The sequence below is a fragment of the Brumimicrobium glaciale genome, assembly GCF_004152935.1.
Lineage (GTDB): Bacteria > Bacteroidota > Bacteroidia > Flavobacteriales_D > Crocinitomicaceae > Brumimicrobium > Brumimicrobium glaciale.
This window is the reverse complement of record NZ_SETE01000001.1, coordinates 789,777-812,848: the sequence shown is the minus strand read 5'-3', so window position 1 is coordinate 812,848 and position 23,072 is coordinate 789,777. Positions and strand designations below refer to the sequence as shown.

The 23,072-nt window shown below is 34.3% G+C and carries 17 protein-coding genes; 12 read left to right on the top strand and 5 right to left on the bottom strand.

Features of this window, described 5'->3' with window-relative positions:
- Window positions 1-54 precede the first annotated feature (54 nt).
- A complete protein-coding gene (locus ERX46_RS03205) occupies window positions 55-2,169 on the bottom strand; it encodes a protein-disulfide reductase DsbD family protein (protein ID WP_165366130.1) in 2,115 nt (704 codons plus the stop codon).
- A gap of 252 nt (window positions 2,170-2,421) precedes the next feature.
- Window positions 2,422-2,712, bottom strand: coding sequence for a hypothetical protein (locus ERX46_RS03200; RefSeq protein ID WP_130092383.1), 291 nt, complete (start codon window positions 2,710-2,712; stop codon window positions 2,422-2,424).
- A 201-nt stretch (window positions 2,713-2,913) separates the two neighbouring features.
- On the opposite strand from ERX46_RS03200, the gene ERX46_RS03195 reads away from it, so the two are divergent.
- Window positions 2,914-4,746 carry an AIR synthase related protein gene (locus tag ERX46_RS03195; RefSeq protein WP_130092382.1) on the top strand — a complete coding sequence of 611 codons (1,833 nt, stop codon included), beginning with the start codon at window positions 2,914-2,916 and terminating at the stop codon, window positions 4,744-4,746.
- 133 nt (window positions 4,747-4,879) lie between these two features.
- Here the strand turns inward: ERX46_RS03195 and ERX46_RS03190 are convergent, their stop codons facing one another.
- Window positions 4,880-5,536, bottom strand: a complete 657-nt coding sequence (locus ERX46_RS03190; protein WP_130092381.1) for a hypothetical protein — start codon at window positions 5,534-5,536, stop codon at window positions 4,880-4,882.
- Between the two features lie 196 nt (window positions 5,537-5,732).
- Between ERX46_RS03190 and trhO the strand changes: the two genes are divergently transcribed.
- The 10 genes from trhO to ERX46_RS03140 all read left to right on the top strand — a co-directional run bounded on the left by trhO (window position 5,733) and on the right by ERX46_RS03140 (window position 18,741).
- Entirely contained in the window at window positions 5,733-6,824 is a 1,092-nt protein-coding gene (gene trhO / locus ERX46_RS03185; protein WP_130092380.1) for an oxygen-dependent tRNA uridine(34) hydroxylase TrhO, read from the top strand.
- 480 nt (window positions 6,825-7,304) lie between these two features.
- Window positions 7,305-8,138, top strand: coding sequence for a prolipoprotein diacylglyceryl transferase (gene lgt / locus ERX46_RS03180; RefSeq protein WP_130092379.1), 834 nt, complete (start codon window positions 7,305-7,307; stop codon window positions 8,136-8,138).
- A gap of 105 nt (window positions 8,139-8,243) precedes the next feature.
- Complete coding sequence (locus ERX46_RS03175; protein WP_130092378.1) at window positions 8,244-9,200, top strand: NAD(P)H-dependent flavin oxidoreductase; 957 nt, start codon at window positions 8,244-8,246, stop codon at window positions 9,198-9,200.
- Window positions 9,200-10,447, top strand: coding sequence for a M16 family metallopeptidase (locus ERX46_RS03170; protein ID WP_130092377.1), 1,248 nt, complete (start codon window positions 9,200-9,202; stop codon window positions 10,445-10,447). The genes ERX46_RS03175 and ERX46_RS03170 overlap by 1 nt, the downstream gene beginning before the upstream one ends.
- Window positions 10,437-11,693 carry a M16 family metallopeptidase gene (locus ERX46_RS03165; protein ID WP_130092376.1) on the top strand — a complete coding sequence of 419 codons (1,257 nt, stop codon included), beginning with the start codon at window positions 10,437-10,439 and terminating at the stop codon, window positions 11,691-11,693. Before ERX46_RS03170 ends, ERX46_RS03165 begins: the two co-directional genes overlap by 11 nt.
- Before the next feature lie 83 nt (window positions 11,694-11,776).
- The gene (locus tag ERX46_RS03160; protein WP_130092375.1) at window positions 11,777-13,834 is read left to right on the top strand and encodes a T9SS type B sorting domain-containing protein; all 2,058 of its coding nucleotides are present in this window, start codon (window positions 11,777-11,779) and stop codon (window positions 13,832-13,834) included.
- Between the two features lie 264 nt (window positions 13,835-14,098).
- Complete coding sequence (tatC, locus tag ERX46_RS03155; RefSeq protein ID WP_130092374.1) at window positions 14,099-14,896, top strand: twin-arginine translocase subunit TatC; 798 nt, start codon at window positions 14,099-14,101, stop codon at window positions 14,894-14,896.
- Window positions 14,897-14,980: 84 nt separating this feature from the next.
- Window positions 14,981-17,431 carry a DUF5686 and carboxypeptidase-like regulatory domain-containing protein gene (locus ERX46_RS03150; RefSeq protein WP_130092373.1) on the top strand — a complete coding sequence of 817 codons (2,451 nt, stop codon included), beginning with the start codon at window positions 14,981-14,983 and terminating at the stop codon, window positions 17,429-17,431.
- A gap of 117 nt (window positions 17,432-17,548) precedes the next feature.
- Complete coding sequence (lptB, locus tag ERX46_RS03145) at window positions 17,549-18,280, top strand: LPS export ABC transporter ATP-binding protein (protein WP_130092372.1); 732 nt, start codon at window positions 17,549-17,551, stop codon at window positions 18,278-18,280.
- A gap of 26 nt (window positions 18,281-18,306) precedes the next feature.
- Window positions 18,307-18,741, top strand: a complete 435-nt coding sequence (locus tag ERX46_RS03140; protein ID WP_130092371.1) for a hypothetical protein — start codon at window positions 18,307-18,309, stop codon at window positions 18,739-18,741.
- A gap of 16 nt (window positions 18,742-18,757) precedes the next feature.
- Here the strand turns inward: ERX46_RS03140 and ERX46_RS03135 are convergent, their stop codons facing one another.
- On the bottom strand, window positions 18,758-19,999 hold the full coding sequence (locus ERX46_RS03135; protein WP_130092370.1) for a PP2C family protein-serine/threonine phosphatase: 1,242 nt from the start codon (window positions 19,997-19,999) through the stop codon (window positions 18,758-18,760).
- Window positions 20,000-20,003: 4 nt separating this feature from the next.
- Window positions 20,004-20,930 carry a UDP-3-O-(3-hydroxymyristoyl)glucosamine N-acyltransferase gene (locus ERX46_RS03130; protein WP_130092369.1) on the bottom strand — a complete coding sequence of 309 codons (927 nt, stop codon included), beginning with the start codon at window positions 20,928-20,930 and terminating at the stop codon, window positions 20,004-20,006.
- Between the two features lie 485 nt (window positions 20,931-21,415).
- Here ERX46_RS03130 and ERX46_RS03125 point away from each other — a divergent pair, with 485 nt between their 5' ends.
- Entirely contained in the window at window positions 21,416-23,026 is a 1,611-nt protein-coding gene (locus tag ERX46_RS03125; RefSeq protein ID WP_130092368.1) for a T9SS type B sorting domain-containing protein, read from the top strand.
- Window positions 23,027-23,072 lie beyond the last annotated feature (46 nt).

Here is a 23,072-nt window from a genome sequence, read left to right as displayed (position 1 = left end):
TTTAAATTGAAGAAACCCCTCAGTATTTAATGAGTTTCTTTTAGAAACCTCTAATTACTTTGCTCTATTGTAAGCATTAAGTCCCACTTCAAGCCACTTCTTAAAGTCATCTGGATTGCTGTGATTTTGATAATCGGCAGGTCCGATATCTAAATCTTCTCCTTTACCATTTTGTAAAATGTAATAAGGCTGAGCAGTCACTTGATATTCTGAAACTTGCAAGAAAGAATTCTTATCTCCTGTAGTTTTCAAATTCTTTTCTCTTCCATTTGGATAAGTAACAGTTACCTGTTCTTTTTTAGGAAGATCGATACGTTCATCAACATATAAAGAAACGATTACCACCTCATCTCTAAGAATTTCTAAAATCCCAGGTTCTCCCCAAACACTTTGTTCCATTCTTCGACAATTCACACAATTATGGCCTGTAAAATCAACAAATAAAGGTTTGTTCACTTTATCAGCATGTGCTAAAGCTTTATCGTAATCATGGAAAACCATAATATTTTGAGGTCCTAAATGTGTTCCTTCAATAAAATCTCCTTTACTTACAGGAGCTGACCCACTGCCGCCAAAACCTAGCGGAGCTTCACTATAACTCATCGGTGGAGGGAAGGCGCTAATCAATTTCAATGGCGCACCCCACATTCCTGGAATTAAATAAATTACGAATATTAAAACTGTTGTTCCAAAAAGTGTTCTTCCAACAGATAATTTTTCGATTGGACTATCGTGCGGCAATCTCAACTTTCCAAACAGATACAATGCCAGCACCAAGAAAATCCCAATCCAAATTGCAAGGAAAACTTCTCTTTCTAGGAAGTGCCACTGTAGCGCTAAATCTGCATTTGATAAGAACTTAAATGCAAGAGCTAATTCTAGGAATCCTAAAACTACTTTTACTGAGTTCAACCATCCACCTGATTTTGGTAAAGTATTCATCCAACCCGGGAATGCTGCGAACAATGCAAACGGCAAAGCCAATGCTAATGAAAATCCGAACATTCCTATAAAAGGAGCCATTCCACCTTCTGATGCTGCTGTAACTAATAAAATTCCAACAATTGGTCCTGTACAAGAGAAGGAAACCAATGCTAAAGCCAATGCCATAAAGAATATCCCAACGAATCCTCCTTTGTCTGCTTTTGAATCTGCTTTATTTGCCCAAGAACTTGGTAAACTTATTTCGAAAGCTCCCATAAAAGAGATAGCGAAAACGACCAAGAGAATAAAGAATACAAAGTTAAATATCGGGTCGGTAGACATACTGTTTAAGGACTCGGCACCAAATAAAGCGGTGACCAGTGTTCCTAAAACAATGTAAATTACAATAATTGAAATTCCGTATTTAATGGCGTTATTTATTCCTTGTTTCTTGGTTTTACTTTGTTTAGTAAAGAAACTAACGGTCATTGGAATCATCGGGAAAACACAAGGTGTAACAAGTGCTAATAGTCCACTACCAAATGAAACTCCGAAAATCCACCACAAAGATCTTCCAGTTGGATCACTTTTACTTTGCTTTTTTTCGTTGGCATCAACTACAACTAGTGCTTCCTCTTCGTCATTGTCGTCAATTTCATCTGCAACGACTACTGACTGGTCTTCAGACTCCTCAATATCGGCTTGGAGATCAGCATCTGTAGCATCGCTACCTGATTGCAGTTTAGTAGGACTTGACTGATTATTTTTTTCAACTATAATTTCACAACCTTTTACCTTAACAGTAAAAACATCTTCGAAAGGGAATAAGCACTTTACAGAGTCACATGGTTGGAATCCAAAATCAAGCTTTAACTCGAAATCTTTGTCTGTTGTAATCTTAATTTTTTGTCTAAGCGTGAATTTCCCTGCGTGGTAACGTAAACTTTCTTCAGAAATTTCATCATATTTCTCTACTGGTTTAGGTTCGATTACCTTTCCAATAATTTTATAATTTGGAGATTTGTGTAATTTAAAAGTCGTTGGAATCCCAAAATTATCAGCTGGAAGATTTAAAGCATTAATGTGCCAATGCTTATCTACTTTGAATTCACCAATTATTTCGGCTTCACATCCAGATTGTTTCACTTTAAATTCCCATTTTACTTTATCTTCAGGATACTCAACTTGTGAGAAACTATAGAAACTGAAAACAATCATTAAAAGTAAGCTTATCGATCTTATCATGTTATATAAAATTTTCTTTCGAGGTATCCCCCATAAATTCAACTAAAACAACAACTTTTTCAAATTAGAACTGAATAAAAAAACTAAAACCACATTCAATTAAGAAACGCAGTTTTGGCAAAATTATAATCACATTTTAATCCATTTCAAAAAAAGCACGACGTTTGTCGTGCTTCAAATTTAAACAAACTCTTTTAGAAATACCTTAGATTTATGACAACATTCTTGTATTCCTACAATTAATTACTTTTGTTAAATAAACACAATTCTGTGGATACTTCCAATGGGTAACCACATTCCTCCTTTCAAACAAATATATTTTAGACCTGTAGCCCAAATTGTAGTTTCAACTTGTTTAATCCCTTCATCATCTTCAAAAATGATAGCAACTTTACCATGATGCAAGTTTCCCAATTTAGTTGCTTCCATCAAGCTTTCCATCAAACCATCCTGTTGCTTAATTTTTACTCCCCTTTGAAATTTTAACTGAGGAATAACTTCCTTCTGAACTATTTGGGGTTTAACGTTTATAATTTCTTGCATAGCCTTGGTTTTAAAATGTTAGAAAAATTACTACTAATTAAACTTACATCCAAACATTATTTTCATTAATTTTTAAAATCCTTTGATTTCCAAGGCGTCCCTCTGTTTAAATATAATCGGAAAACACGAATCTGGAAAACAAATTATAAAAGGTTCAAAAGAAGCTTCAAAATCATTATTTTCGCCTAACAATTTAAAGATATGGAAAGTACAATTCAACAAGAAGCAACACTAGAAGAAGCTAAAGAGCTTGGCTTAACAAAAGATGATTTTGAGCTGATCAAAAAGACTTTAGGCAGAACACCAAATATTACTGAAACTAATATTTATGGAACGATGTGGTCTGGTTCATTTTCTTTAATACACATTGAAAAATGGATTAAAACACTACCAAACATAGATAAAGATGGCGGAATTATCGATTTGGGTGAAGATATCGGTTGTGTTTTAAATGCAAGTACACTTAATCAATCGCAATCTTCTGAAACAAATCATAAATCTGGACTCAATTTTGACACAATAGCACAAATCAACTCATTTCGTTTTGGAACTATCGAAAATAATGCGTCTAAAAAATCATTAACAGAAGCAATTAAAGCAATTAGTGACTCTGCAAATACTTCTAAAATAACTTCTTTGGAAGGAGATGTGTTTTTTGACAATTCATTTAATAGTACTTCAATTGTAAACACATTTTCGGTAGGAATTATTAATTCCAAAAAGAAAGGCGACACTTCAGGAACTGAAAACCATTTGCAAACACTTGATTTTTGCTCAGAAAAAGTAATAAAAGATATATGTGCTAAATTTGATTTAAAAGCGGATCAATTTAGTGTTGAAACTGATTTAAAAAGTATTCGTTACTATAATAATAAGGTACTAATTGCAAATCTACCAATTGATTCACTCATTAAGGTCAATGAAGATATAGTAGGTGATGAAAAAATTACCGCTCCAGCATATTTTCAAGAAAGCAAAGCGTTTAATATTAATGATGTTAAGGAACCAGAAGACCTTAAAGAAGTCGCAGATTTCTTATTGAAACAACCTAATATTGCATCAAAAAGATGGATTAACAATCATTTCAACACCTTGAAAAGAACTGGTGCAAATATTGGAAAACCTCTATCGGATGCAGGAATGGTTCATATTGAAGATACAAATCGTGGTTTAGCAATTACAGTTGGTGGTAACCCAAGATATATAAAAGCTGATCCACAAATCGGTACTTCAATTGCGGTTGCAGAAGCGGCGAGAAACATTGTTTGTTCAGGAGGTGAGCCAAAGGCAATTTCGACTTGTTTTAACTTTGGCAATCCAAATAATCCAGAAACAAGTTGGCACTTTACAAACTCCATTAGAGGAATGTCAGCCGCTTGTGAAAAATTCAAAACTCCCGTTATAAATAAAAAGGTTTCTTTCCAAGATCAGTCAATTATTGACGGCGAGGAAGTTTCTATTTCTCCAATTCCTACCATTGGAATGGTTGGATTGCTAGAAGATAAAAAGAAAGCAATGTCACTTGATTTTAAAACCAAAGGAGATCTAATTTTCATCATTGGGGAAGCTGTTGAATGCATTGCAAGTTCAGAATATTTATACGCTTATCATGGCGTAAAAGCATCACCTGCTCCACACTTTAATATGGACAAAGAGTATAAATTGCAAGAAGTAATTAAATCTTTGATCAAAAAAGATTTAGTGAATGCTGCACATGACTGTTCTGTTGGTGGAATATTTATTACCCTATCAGAAATGGCTATTCCAAACGAATTAGGTTTTGACATTGTAACAGATGCTGAAATCCGTGAAGATGCTTTCCTATTTGGAGAATCTACAGGACGTGTACTTGTTGGAGTAAACGAAGTAAGTGAAGAAGAATTTATCGAATTCATGATGAACTCAGGTATTAACTTCACATTGCTAGGTCACGTAACACAAGGGAAATTGGTTGTGGATGATGATCATTTTGGATTTATCCAAGAAGCGAAAAAATCTTACAATTCGGCTTTAGAAAAACTGATTGAAAGTTAGTAAAATAATGTTTAATGGTTAATTGTTAACGGAGATGACTCCCGAACATAATAATTTTGATATTCAATTTATTAAAGCATCCAGAAATTAATTTTGGATGCTTTTTTTTTATTTTAAAACCATCAATTAATTTCTACTCTATTTTTATAACTGCTTCAAAAAGCTCGTTTGTGCATAATTTAGGAATCATAAAATCAACATTACCTTGTTGAACTACACCTGAATTCAAAATTCTATAATTTACAATATTAATTTCAACGCCTTCTGTGTAGTGATGAGATCTAAAATAAGAAAAGTTATAAACTGTATCCACAACCCCATTTTGAAAAGGTCCTGGAATTTGAATCTGAAGTTGATTATGAGTTTTAATAATTAGGGTATCACTCGCAGTGTAAGCGCTATCCACATCAAGTCTTATTTTGAAACTTACAAATGTATTACCAACATAAACATTACCAAGATCAACATCTTGGTAGGCTGGAATTCCTTCATATACATGGTTATTATTGAAATAAAATTCTAGATCTGTATTAACAGCTTCTTTCCTTTTATATATAATTTTAAAGCGACCATTCCCATCTGTAAAGAAACCTCTGTAAATTGGGTCTCTTTTACTCGGTATAAGTGATGCCTCTTTAAATTCCTGTGTTAGTAAAAAACTATTGTCATTCACAATAAGTGAATCACAGCCATACAAAACACGGCCTATAATCGTATATTGTTCATTTTTATTGCAGCTCATTAAAAAAGTTAGGAGCAGCATAGCGATAGTAATTTTCATAGTCTTCATAGTGTTGGTTTTTAATAATAAAACACAGCGGGGTAAAAAATTCATAAGTTATTGCATTCAAACATAAATCATTTTGAAGAGATAACAAAATTTGATTCAACTGATAAAAGTCATTAAATTCAATTGCTCTCAATTTTGGGTTTTATTCATTTTCTGTATCTTTGTAAAATCTTTAATCATATAAAAAATACATAGCATGCAACTGTGGAATAAATTGAGTAAAGAGGAGTTGGTGGAAAAGTTAAAAGAACGCGGAACAAAATTCGTTACCGTTTCTTTTTATCAATATGCTTCTATTCCCAACCCTCAAGTTTTTAGAGACCACCTCTTTCAAATGTGGGATAATCTAGGAGTCGTAGGAAGAACTTATGTCGCAACTGAAGGAATTAACGCACAAATGGGTGTTCCAGCTGACAAGTTCGAAGAGTTCAAAAAAGAATTGTACACTATTTCTTTTTTAAACAACATCAGACTAAACATCGCTGTAAACGAGGAAGAAGCAGAATTTCCATTCTTAAAACTAAAGATTAAAATCCGTAACAAGATTTTAGCCGATGGTTTAAATGACGCAACTTTTGATGTTACAAATAAAGGAAAACACCTTAAAGCAACTGAATTTAATGCGTTAATCGATGATCCGAATACGATTTTGATTGACATGCGTAATCATTACGAGACGGAAGTTGGACATTTCAAAGGGGCAATTACTCCAGATGTGGATACTTTCCGTGAATCTCTTCCTATTATAGAGAGTGAAATTTTATCAGGAAACGAAGACAAGAATATCGTGATGTATTGTACAGGAGGAATCCGCTGTGAAAAAGCTTCTGCTTGGTACAAACACAGAGGATTCAAGAATGTACATCAATTGGAAGGTGGAATTATTAAATACGCCAACGATTGCACAGACAACGGAATAGAGAATAAATTTATAGGGAAAAACTTCGTGTTTGATGAAAGACGTGGTGAAAGAATAACTGAAGATATAATTTCTGTTTGTCACCAATGTGGAGAAGCAGCAGATACGCATACGAATTGTGTGAATGACGCGTGTCATTTGCTATTTATTCAATGTGAAAGTTGTAAGGAAAAACTACAAGGATGTTGTTCTACAGATTGTCAAGACGTTTATAATTTACCGATTGAAGAGCAGAAAGAACTAAGAAAAGGATTGGAGAACAGCAATCAGATTTTCAAGAAAGGGAGGTCTGATAAATTGAAGTTTAAAGATAATAATAAGAAGCCGGTTAGAGTGGCGGAGGCGATAGCTATAAGCAATAAGCTTTAGGCTGTAGGCTGTATGCGTGATGACCCGTTGAATTTGGTTTTGGCATTATTGATTAACGTTTTCCCTTCGAATTTTATTCGTTAGAAAAAATGATGCGGAGCTGCGGAGAGTTTTCGCAGAGTTTCGCAGAGGTGAGGACGTAGAAAAGATAAACGCGGAAGTTCATAGAGCACAATCCACACTTAATATTGTCTGCTCCAATAGAGCAGCAGGAAACAATGCGAAAGCATTGTTTCTATTACGCCATCCCTCTGGGATTCATTTGACACATACTTTTTCAAGCATAGGATTGTATCCTATGCTTGAATTACACCATCCCTCTGGGATTTTCAAATTCAAACCCTCCTCTTCTCCCTTTTCTTCTTTTTATTCTCTGCGAATCTTTGCGCCTTTGCCTAACTCTGCGTAATTCTTCTTGAAAACCACCCGTTCTTTACCACAAAAAAAGTATCTTTCGCATACATTATAAAAATAGACATTGTGATATTAGGAATTGAATGGAATATGAGCTCGCAACTCATTGATGGTTGGAGCACTCCAAACTTATACGGATTACTTTTTGTTTCAGGTTTAATCATTGGTTTTTACGTGACTAAGCGCATGTTTAAAGCCGAAGGGATTCCAGAAGAATGGTTGGATAAATTATTAATTTACATCGTAGTTGCTACAATTGTGGGAGCGCGTCTTGGACATGTTTTCTTTTATGATTGGCATATTTACAGAGAAAACCCAATCGACATTTTCAAAGTTTGGGAAGGTGGATTAGCGAGTCATGGTGGAGCAATTGCAATTTTTATTGCCTTGATAATTTACAGCAAAGTTGTATCGAAGAGACCAATTTGGTGGGTTTTGGATCGCATCGTTGCTCCTATTGCCATTGCTGCTTGTTTCATTCGTTTAGGAAATCTAGTGAATCACGAAATTATTGGAAATCCTACGACAATGCCTTGGGGATTCAAATTTATGCATGAAAGTGTAGATAATTTGGTTGAAGTCAACGGTAGAATGGAACATGTTTATCGTCACCCAGCTCAATTGTATGAAGCACTTGCCTATTTATTAAGTTTCTTCATTTTATTGAGATTACATTGGAAAACGAAGCTAAAAGAAAAGAGTGGATTCCTATTCGGACTGTTCCTTGTCTTTATTTTCGGATGGAGATTCATTATCGAATTCGTAAAAGTTGGTCAAGCTGAACGCGATGCTGGATTATTAATCAACACTGGACAATGGCTGAGTATTCCATTTGTTTTAGCAGGGATAATTATTATGTTGTTGGCTTGGGGGAAGAAGTTGAATGCTAAAAATGATTGATTGATAAATTGCACGGGCGGATTGCACCTATGGACGGTTTCAAACCGTCCGTACAATTTGCCATATATAAACCATCGTAATAATCGTAAATAAAAAAATCATTTTATGAAAAATAGAATAGCATCATTATTTAATATAGAATATCCGCTAATCCAGGCAGGAATGATTTGGTGTTCGGGTTGGGAATTGGCTTCTGCTGTTTCCAATGCTGGTGGGTTAGGAATTATTGGTTCTGGAAGTATGTATCCTGAAATTTTGGATGAACAAATTCAAAAATGTAAGGCGGCGACTGATAAACCTTTTGCGGTGAATTTACCTATGCTTTATCCAGATATTGACAAGCACATTGCGACAATTATCAAACACAAAGTTCCTATCGTTTTTACATCTGCTGGAAATCCAAAAACTTGGACGAAACATTTAAAAGACCAAGGAATTACAGTTGTTCACGTGGTTTCTAGTGTGAAATTCGCATTAAAATCTCAAGAAGCTGGCGTTGATGCCATTGTTGCCGAAGGATTTGAAGCGGGTGGACACAACGGAAAAGATGAAACAACAACTTTTTGTTTGATTCCGATGGTGGCTGAAGCTCTAGATATTCCATTAATTGCAGCTGGTGGAATTGGAAATGGTGCTGGAATGTTAGCAGCCATGAACCTTGGTGCTGACGCAGTGCAAATTGGAAGTCGTTTTGTAGCTTCGGAAGAATCTTCGGCACATATCAATTTCAAGAATACAGTGGTTGAATCTAAAGAAGGTGATACTGTCTTGACTCTAAAAGAAATTACTCCTGTCCGTTTAATCAAAAATGCTTTTTATTCTCAAGTAGTTGAAGCTTACAACGAATGTAAAAGCGTTGAGGATTTAGTGACTTTATTGGGTCGCGGAAGAGCGAAGAAAGGAATGTTTGAAGGTGATTTGGAAGAAGGTGAATTAGAGATAGGACAAGTTTCAGGATTGATACACAAAATTCTTCCTGCCGCACAAATCGTTGAGGAGATTGTTAATGATTTCAAGACTGCTTTGGCAGCACAAAATACAAATGAAAAATTTAAGTTTTAATGGTAGAATTTGAGCGTTTTGAACTCGACAATGGATTGCGTGTAATTTTCCATAAAGATGTAACGACACCAATGGCGGTGGTCAATACTTTATTTGATGTTGGAGCAAGAGATGAATCTCCAGAAAGGACAGGATTCGCCCATTTATTTGAGCATTTAATGTTTGGAGGCTCTGTCAATATTCCAAATTTCGATGGACCATTGCAAGAAGCGGGTGGATCAAACAATGCTTTTACGAGTAATGACATCACCAATTATTACGATGTTGTTCCAGCGCAAAACTTGGAAACAGCTTTGTGGTTGGAAAGCGATAGAATGTTGTCTTTGGCTTTTACAGAAAAAAGTTTAGAAGTTCAACGCAGTGTTGTAATTGAGGAATTCAAACAACGTTATTTGAATCAACCTTATGGAGATTTATGGTTAGAATTTCGACCATTGGCTTATGAAACTCACCCTTACCGTTGGGCAACTATCGGAAAGAACATTGAGCACATCAAGGAAGCGACAATGGATGAAGTGAAAGACTTTTTCAAAACACATTATCACCCTGGAAATGCAATTTTATGTATTGCTGGAAATCTTGAATTAGAAGAAGTAAAAAGATTGGTAACGAAATGGTATGCTGACATTCCTTCGAAAGAAAAGAAAGTTAGAAACTTACCACAAGAGCCAAAACAGACAGAATTCAGAACAAAAACGATTGAAAGAGATGTTCCTTCTGATGTTTATACCTACGGATTTAAAATGGTAGGAAAAGGTGAAGATGGATTCTACGAAGCTGATTTAATTTCCGATGTTTTAGGGAGAGGGAAATCTTCTCGTTTATACAAGCGTTTGAAAAAGGAATTAGAATTGGTGACAGACATCAATGCGTATGTCATGGGTTCAACGGATACAGGAATGCTGATGCTTTCTGTCCACCCAAGTGATGGAGCAACTTTAGAACAAATTGATACAGAGATTTGGAAAATTATTGATGAAATGAAATCGACTTTAGTTGAAGAAGCTGAATTGGAGAAAATCATCAATAAAGTAAAAACGACAAAAGCATTTTCTGAACAAGGTGTTTTGAATAAAAGTATGGCTTTGGCAATGAATGAATTAATGGGTGATGCTAATCTTATCAATACCGAAACTGAATTGTATGAAAAAGTTACGGTGGAAGGAATTCAGAAATACGCAAAAGAAATTTTACAGAAAACAAACTGTACACAATTGATTATTAAAGCAAAGAAAAATGATGAATAGAACACTTGCACCAGAAACATCAACGATTACACATATAGATTTTCAATCACCGGAAATTGATACTTTAGCAAACAAAGTGGACGTTTACAGTATGCGTGAAACAACTGATGAAACGGTTCGAATAGATTTCGTTTTTGACGCTGGAAGTTTAAAAACATCAAAAATCATTGCTCAATTGACAGGAGAGCTTTTATTCTCAGGTTCAGCAGATAAATCAAGCGATGAAATTGAAGAAGCAATTGACAGATTAGGAGGATTTACGGGAGTAGAAATTTCAACTGAAAGAGCGACTATTTCAGCTATTGGATTAAGAGAACACATTGTTACCATTGCAAAAACAGTTGTAGATGCAATGATTAATGTTAATTTCAATCCAAAGGAAATTAACCAATTGCTACAATCGAAAAAGAAGAAAATGGCAATTAGTTTGGAGAAAGTTTCTACACAAGCCAGACGTGCTTTTTTGAGCGATTTATTCAATAATTCACCTTATGGAGATTTAACGCAATTGGAAGATTACGATGAAATTGACCAAAAAGATTTAATTGAATTTCACAAACATAAATACCTGAAAGGATTGCAATACATCAGCATTGTTGGTGCATTGAATGACGAAGATTTGAATGCTATCAAAGAATTAGGAAATCAATTCAGCAAAGACGAAGTCACTACAATAGATTACGATTATAGCTATACACCAAATAACATTCACGTAGAAAAAGAACAAGCGCTTCAAACGGCAATTCGCGTTGGAAGAGTTTTATTCAATAAACAACATACAGATTTTATCAAATTTAGTGTTGTCAATACAATTTTGGGTGGTTATTTCGGAAGTCGATTAATGACATCAATTCGTGAAGACAAAGGATATACTTATGGAATTGGTTCTGGCGTTGCACAATTGTTAGAAACAGGCTATTTCTTTATCAGCACAGAAGTTGGAAAAGAATTCAAAGACTTGACTTTAGAAGCTATTAAAGCAGAAATCACTCTTTTACAAACTGAGGAAGTGAGTGAAACTGAATTGTCGCTGGTGAAAAACTACATTATTGGTCAAATTTTGGAGCAATCTGATGGAGCACAAGCCATGATGGACAGATTTATTTCAGTTGAAACTTACGGATTAGACTTTTCTTATTATGACAAGTTTATTAAAGAAGTAAATGAAATTACTCCGAAAGAAGTGAAGGATTTGGCTAATTTGTATTTGAACTGGGAAGATTTTACGGTGGTGAGTGCTGGGTAAATTAAAGATTAGAAAGATTTTCGGCAACGAAAACCATTATCTTTACGTTATACTATTAGTATTTAAAACACGTTTAAACATCAATGCATAAAGTCGTTCCATTTTTATTTTTAATTTCATTGTTCGGATTCAATATCCAAACAGTAAGTGCTTTGAATGCTCCAGAAATTACTTGCGTTAAGACGGAAGCAAATGGAGATATTACGATTAATTGGACTCCTATTACAGATCCAAACGGTGAATTTGACAGTTATGATGTGTTTGGACTAAACGGTGGTTTTTATAATAACTACACGAACATCAATACAAATAGTGCAACAATCACTAATCCTGGAACCGGAATAGTTGATGGATATTACATTACAACAAATTCAAATGTACTGGGAAGTATCCCTGAATCCTCCGATACACTTCAGAATATTTATTTAGACTTGAATAATCCAGGAAATGGTGAAGCAATTCTTCAATGGAACAAGCCCTTCCCTTCTCAACTCGGTTCTTTCAATGATTATTTTCATATTTATAGAGAGTTTCCTGCTGGAACATGGACTTTAATTGACTCAGTTCTTTACAATACAACAAACTATTCAGATACAATAACTGTTTGTGATGAATTTATCAATTATCAAATCATTTTACCGACATCAAATTGTGACTTCACAAGTAATATTGCAGGAGATGTATTTAAGGACAGAATAGTTCCCAATATACCAGTAATTACAAACGTAAACATTGACACCTTAACAAACGATATCACTGTTACTTGGGATGTAAATGATCAAAATGACACTTATGGATATGTTGTTTATCAAACTGATTTAGCAGGAAACTTAGTAGAAATTGATACTGTTTGGGGAAGACCAAATACTACTTTCACACATTCAGAAAATTTAGAAAATGGACCTTTTCAATATTCTATAGCAGCATTTGATTCTTGTTTCACGACAAATGTTCCACCAACTTATCAAACATCAGCAAAGGCAGAACCACATACAACCAATCAACTCAGCTCTTCCATAGATGCATGTAATCGTTTGCTGAATTTGAGCTGGACAGGATATTTAGGATTTGACAGTATTGTTGAAGCCAAGATTTTTATTAGCACAAATGGAAACCCGTGGCAAGAAGTTGGTCAATCTCAAGTAAATACATTCAGTACGAATATCAATTTTGGAGACGAAATGATTATCGCTGTTCAAACAGTTTCACTTCAGGGAATAACTTCTTTTTCGAACAAAGACACTGTTAAATTAACGGCAGGCAATGGACCTGGAGTTTCCTATTTGAGCGTAGCAACTGTTGAAGGAGAAAATATCGTAATCAAACACAGGGTTGCTAATGGAGAGGGAATAAAATCGATTCAACTTGAACGTTTTGACGAGAAAACACAAGGTTTTGTAAAGATTGACGAAGCTTTAATCGGAACGGGTTCTGAATTCATTTTCACTGATACTGATGTTGAAGTGAATGAGCGATCTTATACTTACCAAACGATTACTATTGACACATGCAACCAAATTTCTGACATTTCAAATTTTGGAACTTCCATACTCTTAAATGTAATTACAGAGGAGGAAGCCGAAAATCATACTTTACAGTGGACACAATATGAGGAGTTTATTGGCACAATATCTAGTTATAAAATTTACCGTTCAATTGATGGCGTTTTTGATACTACTCCTATTGCTATTTTACCTTATAATAAAAGAACATATACTGACAATGTAACTCCTTATGGAAAATCGGACGAAGGGAAAGTATGCTATTATGTTCAAGCTGTTGAAGCAAATAATAAATTTGGACTTCAAGAATTGAGCTTTAGTAATATTGCTTGCGGCGTAATTGAACCATTAATTTTTATTCCAAATGCTTTTACTGTTGGTGGTAAAAATCCAATATTTAAACCAGAAACCAGACACAGACAATTCGATGATTATCTTTTTGAAATTTATGATCGTTATGGTAGAATAATATTCACCACTTCTAATCCTTCTGAAGGATGGAACGGACAGTTAAGAGAGCAGTCACGTTATGCGAATGAAGGTGTTTATATTTATAGATTATCCTTAAGAGACGGCAATGGAATTCAAGTGATCAGACATGGCCATGTTACTTTGTTGGATTATCGTAAAGTAAAATGATTTTTTGTACATGGTCGCAGCAGTGCAACTGCAGCGATGCCATGAAGCTCAGAGAGCAATCCGTTGCCTGAGCGAAGTCGAAGACAACACCAGCATCGAATAGCTATATTCATTTTAGGCATTAATAAAACATGGTTACAGCATTGCAACTGTATCGACGCCATGATTTAAATCCATCAAAAAGGAATTGTTCATTTGTTGTAGATAACATGTTTTATATTTAATCGGAAATGACAAGAAATAACACTATTTTCGCATTCAATTATGGATGAAGTAGATAATCAAATGTCCTTCCTTGCTCATCTAGAGGAGTTGCGATGGAGAATAGTTAAATCAGTTATTGCAATACTTGTTTTTGCGATAGTAATGTGGTTTTTTAAAGAGTGGATAATTCAAAACATCTTCATCTCGATGACGAAGCCTAGTTTTGTTTCCTTTCGTTTCATGTGCGAATACTTAGGTATTTGTCTTGAGGAGATTCCAATTAAATTTCAATCAAATAAAGTTGGTTCTCAATTCTCCACGGCATTATTAATGTCATTTGTTGGAGGGTTTATCATAGCTTTCCCTATTGTTTTTCATCAACTTTGGGGATTTGTTAAACCAGGACTTAAAGTCAATGAAAAGAAAGAAGTCAGTGGAATTACATTTTTTGTTTCTGTCTTATTTTTATTGGGTGTAGTCTTCGGATACCTTGTCGTTGCTCCATTATGTATTCAATTCTTCGGTATTTTCTCTTTATCTTCAGAATTTGAAAATATTTGGATGATTGCTTCGTTCATGTCTTTGATTATCTCAAGTGTTATATTCACTGGACTATTATTTTTGTTGCCAATTGTGGTTTATATTCTAACGAAAATTGGAATTTTAAATGCACCTTTTTTAAGAAAATACAGAAAACATTCAATTGTGGGTGTATTAATTCTTTCAGCATTGATAACACCTCCAGATTTTATTAGTCAAGTAATTGTTTCCATTCCAATCATCATTCTTTATGAAGTAGGAATTTTAATAAGTGCTCGAGTTGAACGCAAAAGATTAAAAGCTGAGAAAAGAAAATAAATTACACTAACAAACGCTACTTTTAACTATGAAATTAAATATTACTTTAAAATATTCTCTACAATTTCACTATTTTAGTATCCGATGAAGTGGATTCTTATAATATTTCTCTTAACAAGTACTTTCTTGAACGCCCAAAAAACAGGTGTTTCAGGTACTGTTATTGAAGATGAAACTGGAGAACCTGTTCCATTCGCAAGTGTGTTTTTTCAAGATTCAAAAATTGGAACAGAAACCGACTTTGATGGAAAATACGCAATTGAATCCTACTATGCTACTGACTCATTAATAGTGCGTGCATCAGGATTTGCAACACAAACTGTTTCCGTAAAAAGAGATCAATCTCAAGTGATTAACTTTAGAGTTGAACCTATTACTCAAACCACGGATGAGGTGTATATTACTGCACCTGATGAAAAACCTTCTACTGTTTTACACCGAAGAGTTGTCAATAATAAACCCATTAACAATAAGGAAAAACTAGGCGCTTATCAATACGAAACATACAATAAAATCCAATTGGATTTGAATAATATTGGTGATCAATTTGAAGACAGAAAGATTGTACAAAATCTAAATCTGGTAATGGAATATTTGGACACAATGAATGGTGACAAATATCTACCGCTAATTTTAACGGAATCATTATCTGATTTTTACTACAGAACGAATCCAACAAAGAAGAAAGAAGTCGTAAAAGCTTCTCGTATAACAGGGATTGAAAATCTTGAAGTTAACCAGTTTTTAGGTGAAATGTATCAGGACATTAACGTTTATGAAAACTACATCGGAATTTTCGATAAATCTTTCATTAGTCCAATCGCGAATTTCGGAAGGGCTTATTACACCTTATATTTAAAGGACAGTGCCTTCATTGGCAAACAATGGTGTTACTTATTGACGTTTGAACCCAAAAGAAAAGGAGATTTAACCTTTACTGGTGAAATGTGGATACACGATACAACTTATGCAGTGAAGGAATGGTCTGCAACAGTTGCGGAAAATGCAAACATAAACTATGTAAACGGTTTTTATTTAGAGCAAGAATTTGAGCAAGTGGAGAAGGAAGTTTGGATGATGACATCGGACAAACTTATTGTGGATTTGAAAGCTTTACAAAACTCTAAATTGTTAGGATTTTACGGTCGAAAACTAACCACTCGTAAGAACTTTATTATCAACACTCCCTTGCAGCCTGACTTTTATCGTACCTCCGAAAACGTAGTTATTGAATATGGCGCTAGTGATAGGTCCAAGGAATATTGGAGGGCAAACCGTCATACACCTTTAAATAAACAAGAGGAGGATATTGATGTAATGATAGACTCGCTGAATGAAGTCCCGCTTTTTAAAGCAGTTAAGAACTTCTCATTTTTAGTCACTACGGGGTTTTATCCGATGGGGAAAATTGAATTGGGAAATCTCAAAAGCTTAATTAGTTTCAATACAGTTGAAGGTTTTAGAAACCAGATTCAACTGCGAACTTCAAACGATTTCAGCAGGCGAGTTGAGTTATCGGGGAAAATTGCTTATGGATATTTGGATGAAAAATTCAAATACGGCGGAGGAATAAGGTACAATGTATCTCCTAAAAAACGAGGAATGCTCAAATTGTATTATGATTATGATATAACGCAACTTGGAATGGCGGGAAGCGCTGAGGCTATTGACGGAGCTTTGGGTTCACTTTTCAGAACTCGACCTTTAGATATGTTAATTCTGACGGAGGCTTTTGGAACCAATATCGAGAAAGATATGGGTAAAAACTTTATTGTGACAGCTGGAGCGGAATGGAAGAAATTAGGTGCATTGGGAGCTACTAAATTCAGAATCCCAACTTCATCCGTTTCTTACAATGATATAAATGATATTTCAACTTTTGAAACTTCTTTAAAAGTAAGGTATGCAAAAAATGAAGAGTTCATATCTGGAACTTTTGACCGAATTTCTGTGGGTTCAAAATATCCTGCTATTAGTTTAGAAGGTATTCTTGGAATAAAAGGAATTTTAGGCTCTGACTATGAATATCAAAAATTTGAATTAAAGCTGAGTCACAGTCCAAAATTAGGGATTTTCGGTAAATTGTATTACGAAATTTATGGAGGTGTAGTTTTAGGTGAAGCGGCATATCCGTTCTTAAAAATTCATGAAGGCTCTCAAACCTATTGGTTCCAGTCTTCAGCGCACAACAGAATGGATTATTTTGAATTTATTTCAGACCGTTATATTGGAGTATCAGCTGAACAACACTTTAATGGATTGTTCTTTGATCGTGTTCCATTGGTTAGAAAATTAAAATGGAGGTTGGTTGCTTCAGCAAAATCTGTTTGGGGTGATATTTCAGAAAAACAAAGCGAAGGAATGTTATTGCCTGACAATACAAAACTTTTTGGAAACATTCCTTATTTGGAAAGTGCCATAGGAATTGAAAACATATTTAAGGTATTCAGAGTAGATGCTATTTGGAGAATAACGCATTTAGATCCGGGAGTTTCTCCTATTGGAATTCGTGCTAAATTCAGAATTAGATTCTAAGAATTGGATCTCACTAATTTAAAGCACGTACATTTAATAAATGCTAACATAAATATTCATCTGTTTTAATGACCACTATTAGTATAAATGCTAATTTAGTCAGTTGGAGAAAGAAAAATGAAATTATATACTAAAGATATAACGAAGTCTTACCGAAGCCGAAAGGTTGTGAAAGGAATTTCTATTGAAGTAAATCAAGGAGAAATCGTTGGACTTCTAGGACCAAACGGAGCTGGAAAAACGACTTCCTTTTACATGATTGTTGGTTTGGTAACTCCAGACAAAGGAACTGTTCATCTTGACGGAAAAGACATTACGCGTTTACCGATGTACAAAAGATCGCAACTTGGAGTTGGTTATTTACCGCAAGAAGTTTCCGTTTTCAGAAAGTTGAGTGTTGAAGACAACATCATGGCAATTTTAGAAATGACCAAGTTAAATAAGGAGGAAAGACATGCTAAATTAGAAAAATTAATTTCTGAATTTGGTTTGAATCACGTTCGTAAAAACAAAGGTTCTGCCTTATCTGGTGGTGAGAAAAGAAGAACTGAAATTGCTCGTGCTTTAGCTACAGATCCAAAATTCGTATTACTTGATGAACCTTTTGCCGGAGTTGATCCAATTGCAGTTGAAGACATTCAATCTATTGTTGCTGATCTAAAAAATCGTAATATTGGTATTCTTATTACAGACCACAATGTACAAGAAACACTCTCTATTACTGATCGCGCATACTTACTTTTTGAAGGAAGTATACTTAAAGCTGGAACCGCTGAAGAGTTAGCTGCCGATGAACAAGTTAGAAAAGTATATCTAGGTCAAAATTTTGAACTTCGTAAAAAAACATAGTATATTTGTATTCTAATTTATACACCATGAAGAAACTTATTTTTATTTCATTACTTATATTTTCAATCACATCATGTAAAAAGTGTGATCCTACAAATGCCATTGGAGGAATTGTAATTGAAGATGCAATTGTACGTGTTATAGGTTATGAAGAAGGTGAGAATTTCATCACTGAATCTACTGATTTTGATAAATTAATTGAGGTTAGTTTTGATGGTGGAATAAATTACAAACCCGTAGATTTCTCAAAATATTCCGTAATGTCATTACAAACTACTGCTTCTTGTAGTTCAGGATATTATAGAGCTGTGGTAGCGAACAAATCACAACAAACAGTAAATTATACTGTGACCATTACAGAATGTCCAACATGTCAGAACACTTCAACTATTAACAATTGGGTCTTGACTAAAATTGTTCCAAATTTTTACGTAGAAAGCTATAATATAGTACGTCAATAGTTTTTAAAATTGGATTTTAGAATATTCTACAACTGAATATTGCTGTATCATCCACAAGCTCTTCTGTTTCTCTGAATTCATCTAGCTTCGAAAAAATAAGGTTATTCAAATCTTCCATTTTTAATGGATAGAAACTATGAATTAATTTAATCAATCGATCCGTTTGGAAATATTCCCCAGCTTTGTTCTGTAGTTCAACAATTCCATCTGTATATAGAATCAAAGTAGAATTGGGTTGAATGATTACTTCATCTGGCTCTATAAATGGAATTTCATCTAACATTCCCAAGCCAATTGATCCACTATCTAAAAATTGAGCTCTTTTTCCATTGGTCAAAATTGGATGATTATGTCCTGCGTTCACGTATTTAAAAAGTCGCGTTTTAGAATTATATTTTCCGATAAAAAAAGTAATGAACTTCTCCCCTTTTGCGGCTTTCATCACCTTTTTATTGAGTTCTCGAATCAAGTATTCCAAATCAAATTGTTCGAAGCTCAATAAAGTTCGAATGGTTGCTTGGAAATTAGCCATCAACATTGCAGCTCCAACACCTTTTCCTGAAACATCTGCAATACAAACTATAAATTCATCTTCACTAATGCGAATAAAGTCGTAATAATCCCCACCGACTTCGTGCCTAGCGGTATAAGTTGCTGCCAAATCCAATCTTTTATCAGAAGGTAAATCATCTGGAAAAAGTAGTTTTTGCATTTCAGAGGCGACTTCTAATTCCTTTTTAATTCTTTCTTGAATCAGGCCTTGTTTATTCATTCTCTTATTCTCAATGGCTACCACAATGATGTTGGTCAATGTTTCAATAAAAGACAATTCATTAATAGAACTCGAAAAATTATAGCTTTTCCGATTCCCACGTTGCTCTTTGAGTAAAAGAAAGGCCAAGGCTTTTTCTTGATGATAAACAGGAATAACAACATCAAACTGATTCAATTCTTTATTGCTGGAAGATTCAATTAAAGTGATTTCCTGAAAACGAAGTAAATCCCGCTCGATATTAATGTCCTTGATTCTTCCTTTAACTCCTGTTTTTATTAAATGAGTCCAAACTTTTTGCTTTTTATAAAGCACAAACTGTTGGAGTCCTAATTGTTCTTTAAGGATAAACTCATAAACAGAAAGAAGGTAATCTATTGATTGATCTGAATTGATTCCTTTCGTAATTTCAAGCAAGGAGTTTAACTCAAAGTCTTTAAACTTTAACTCTTGTTTCAGTGCTTGAATGATAGAATTTCGCTTCATTACTTTACATATTCTCAAGGATTTCTGGCAACTTACGGAGAGCAGCCATTTCTCTGTACATCAAACGAATATCTTTTGCTGGACTTCCGAAGTATGTTTTATTTGGTGCTAAACTTTTAGAAATTCCAGACTGAGCCAAAATCACTGCATTTTCTCCAATCACTACATTACTTGCACAACCCACTTGTCCCCAAATGGTAACATTATTTTGAACTTCTGTGCAACCAGCAATACCAACATTTGCAGCAATTAAACAATTTTTACCAATCACGGTATCATGTCCAATTTGAACTTGATTATCTAGTTTTGAACCTTCTCCAATAATTGTAGAATCTGTTACTCCAGCATCGATTGTGCACAACGCACCAATTTCAACATTCTTTTTTAAGTGAACATTTCCACAGGTATGCAATCTGTCATAACCTGTTTCTTTCTTTTTATAATAGAATGCACTGTGACCAATTACAGTGTTAGCTCCAATAATTACATTGTCTTCAATTATTGTGCGGTCCATAATTACAACTCCCGGATAAATCAGAACATTTTCTCCAATTGTTACATTGTTTCCAATCGTTACATTAGGATAAATCATTGCAGAATCCGCTATTTGAGAATCCTCTCCAATAGGGCCAGACATAAAATGCACTGGTTTAAAATGCTTAGTCAATTTATTAAAATCATCAAAAGGATGTTTACTAATTAAAAGTCCTTTTCCGTCTGGACAATCCACTTCTTTATCAATTAAAATAGTGGTTGCTTTACTTTTTATCGCTTTGTCATAGTATTTTGGATGATCAACAAAAACTGCATCACCTTCTACAACGCGATGAATTTCGTTTAATCCTGTTATCAAATGAGCTGGATCTCCTGAAAATTCACAGTTTAAGAATTCAGCTATTTCTTTTAATGTTTTTGGTTCTTGTAATTTCATAACTCAAGATAATAATTGGCTAATTGAGTAAAATTATAAAGAATCTGTGTACTATTTTCCGATTTTGAGAATAGTTGTAAGCTTGATGGTGTTAGTAAGGTTGATAAATTACGTTTATAACGACAAGGTTATTTTATCTCAAAATTATGAATCCTACTTAACCAATAAAAAAAGTTGATGAGCTGCTTCTTCAGACCGTTGGGCATTTATACTGTATTCAACCCATAGCGTTATCATTGGGTTTACTCTAATTGATATATTATAATTTGAAACGCAAACAAATCAACCATTCAATCTCCAAAATTCTAAACCCACTCTTTAAAATGATATTCATCAAGAATTCAAAAATTTAATGTTCTAGTAACAGACACTTGAAATAAAAACCATTTCTTTGCATTCTGTTTTTTTTTGAGACATATTACCAATTTGAAGTCTCACTATATAATTGTACTACAATATTAATCGATTACAAGCGTAAATATAAAATGATTGAATTAAGTAAAGTTAAAATTTGGAATACGTTAAATGTAATTGTGATTTTTCTTTTTATTGGCTTCAACACCAATGCACAAATCATTTTTCAAGAAAACTTTAATGGCGCTGACGGAACAACTTCTGGAACGGCAAATGGTGTAAATTGGTCATCTTCTTGTCCTACATGTTTGAATGGCGATCATTGGGAAATACAATCAGGTGCTTTTGAAGGCCAAGACACGAATGGAGAAGCGGTTTGGAAAACGGATAATCCGATTGATATTTCAAATTGTGGTAATATAGAAATCAGTTTCAATGTGGAAAGCTTGGGAACAATGGAAGGTTGCGGAACAGACTGCAACTCGGTTGACTGGGTACGTTTTCAATATAATATTGATGGAACTGGATGGGTTGATCCAAACAATTCATATTTCTGCTCAGGTCTTTGCGCTGGTTTTAATGTTATCGCTTCTGATGATGTCAATTCTACTGTTTATTCTACTGGCTGTATTCCTGCAGTTGGAAATAGTTTGCAATTACGAATTTCTGTACAATGTTGGTCTAACTCTGAATACTGGAGAATTGACGACGTTACAGTGAATTGTGGTTCACCTGATGCAGGAACAAACGGAAATTTAGATGTTTGTGCCTCTTCTGGAATATCTAATTTATTCAATCAATTGGGAGGAAATCCAATAAATGGAGGAACATGGTCTGGTCCATCCAACTTAACTGGTGGAGATCTTGGAACTTTCAATCCTGCGACTATGAATCCAGGAACATATAATTATACCGTAGGAAATGCGCCTTGTCAAGAAAGTGCTAGTGTTACTGTTTTAATTACAGACAATAATGCTGGAACAAACAACTCAGTAGAATTGTGTCCTGGTGCTGCATCAATAGATTTATTTGATATTTTGGGAGGAAATCCAGACAATAATGGTTCTTGGACTGGACCTTCAAACTTAACTGGCGGGAATCTTGGAACTTTTGATGCAACAACGATGAATAGCGGAACTTACACTTATACTGTTGGCATGAGCCCTTGTGAAGAAAGCGCTTCCATTGATTTAGAAATTAATGGCCCAACTGCAAGTTTCACTGCTAGTCCAACCACAACGACTACAGAAAACACTGAAGTTGAGTTTACAAATACATCACAAAATGCGAGTAATTATTTATGGGATTTTGGAGATAATTCAGCGAATTCATTTGATATAAATCCAATTCATATTTTCCCAAATAGCGAACCTGAAGTTTATATCGTAACCTTAATTGCTTATGATGATAACAATTGTTCAGACACAACAAATGCTTTCATCACGGTTACAGATCCGATTGTAAATCTTGAAATTCCAAATATTTTCACACCAAATAGCGATGGAGATAATGACTTTTTTAAGTTGACCCTTAATGAAAATATTAAGTCGTTAGAAGTGGTTATTCTTAACCGATGGGGAAATGTGGTTTTCGAAAGTAACAAAGTTGATTTTGAATGGAACGGTCAGGTAAATAACAGTGGAACAGATTGTAGTGATGGAACTTATTTTTACAAAATAAACCTTACTGACCTGAGTGGTAAAACCATTAATGAACATGGTTTTGTACAGATAGCTAGATAGGCACAACTAAACGCAATATTGAACCCCTTATTGCTATTAGAAGCAC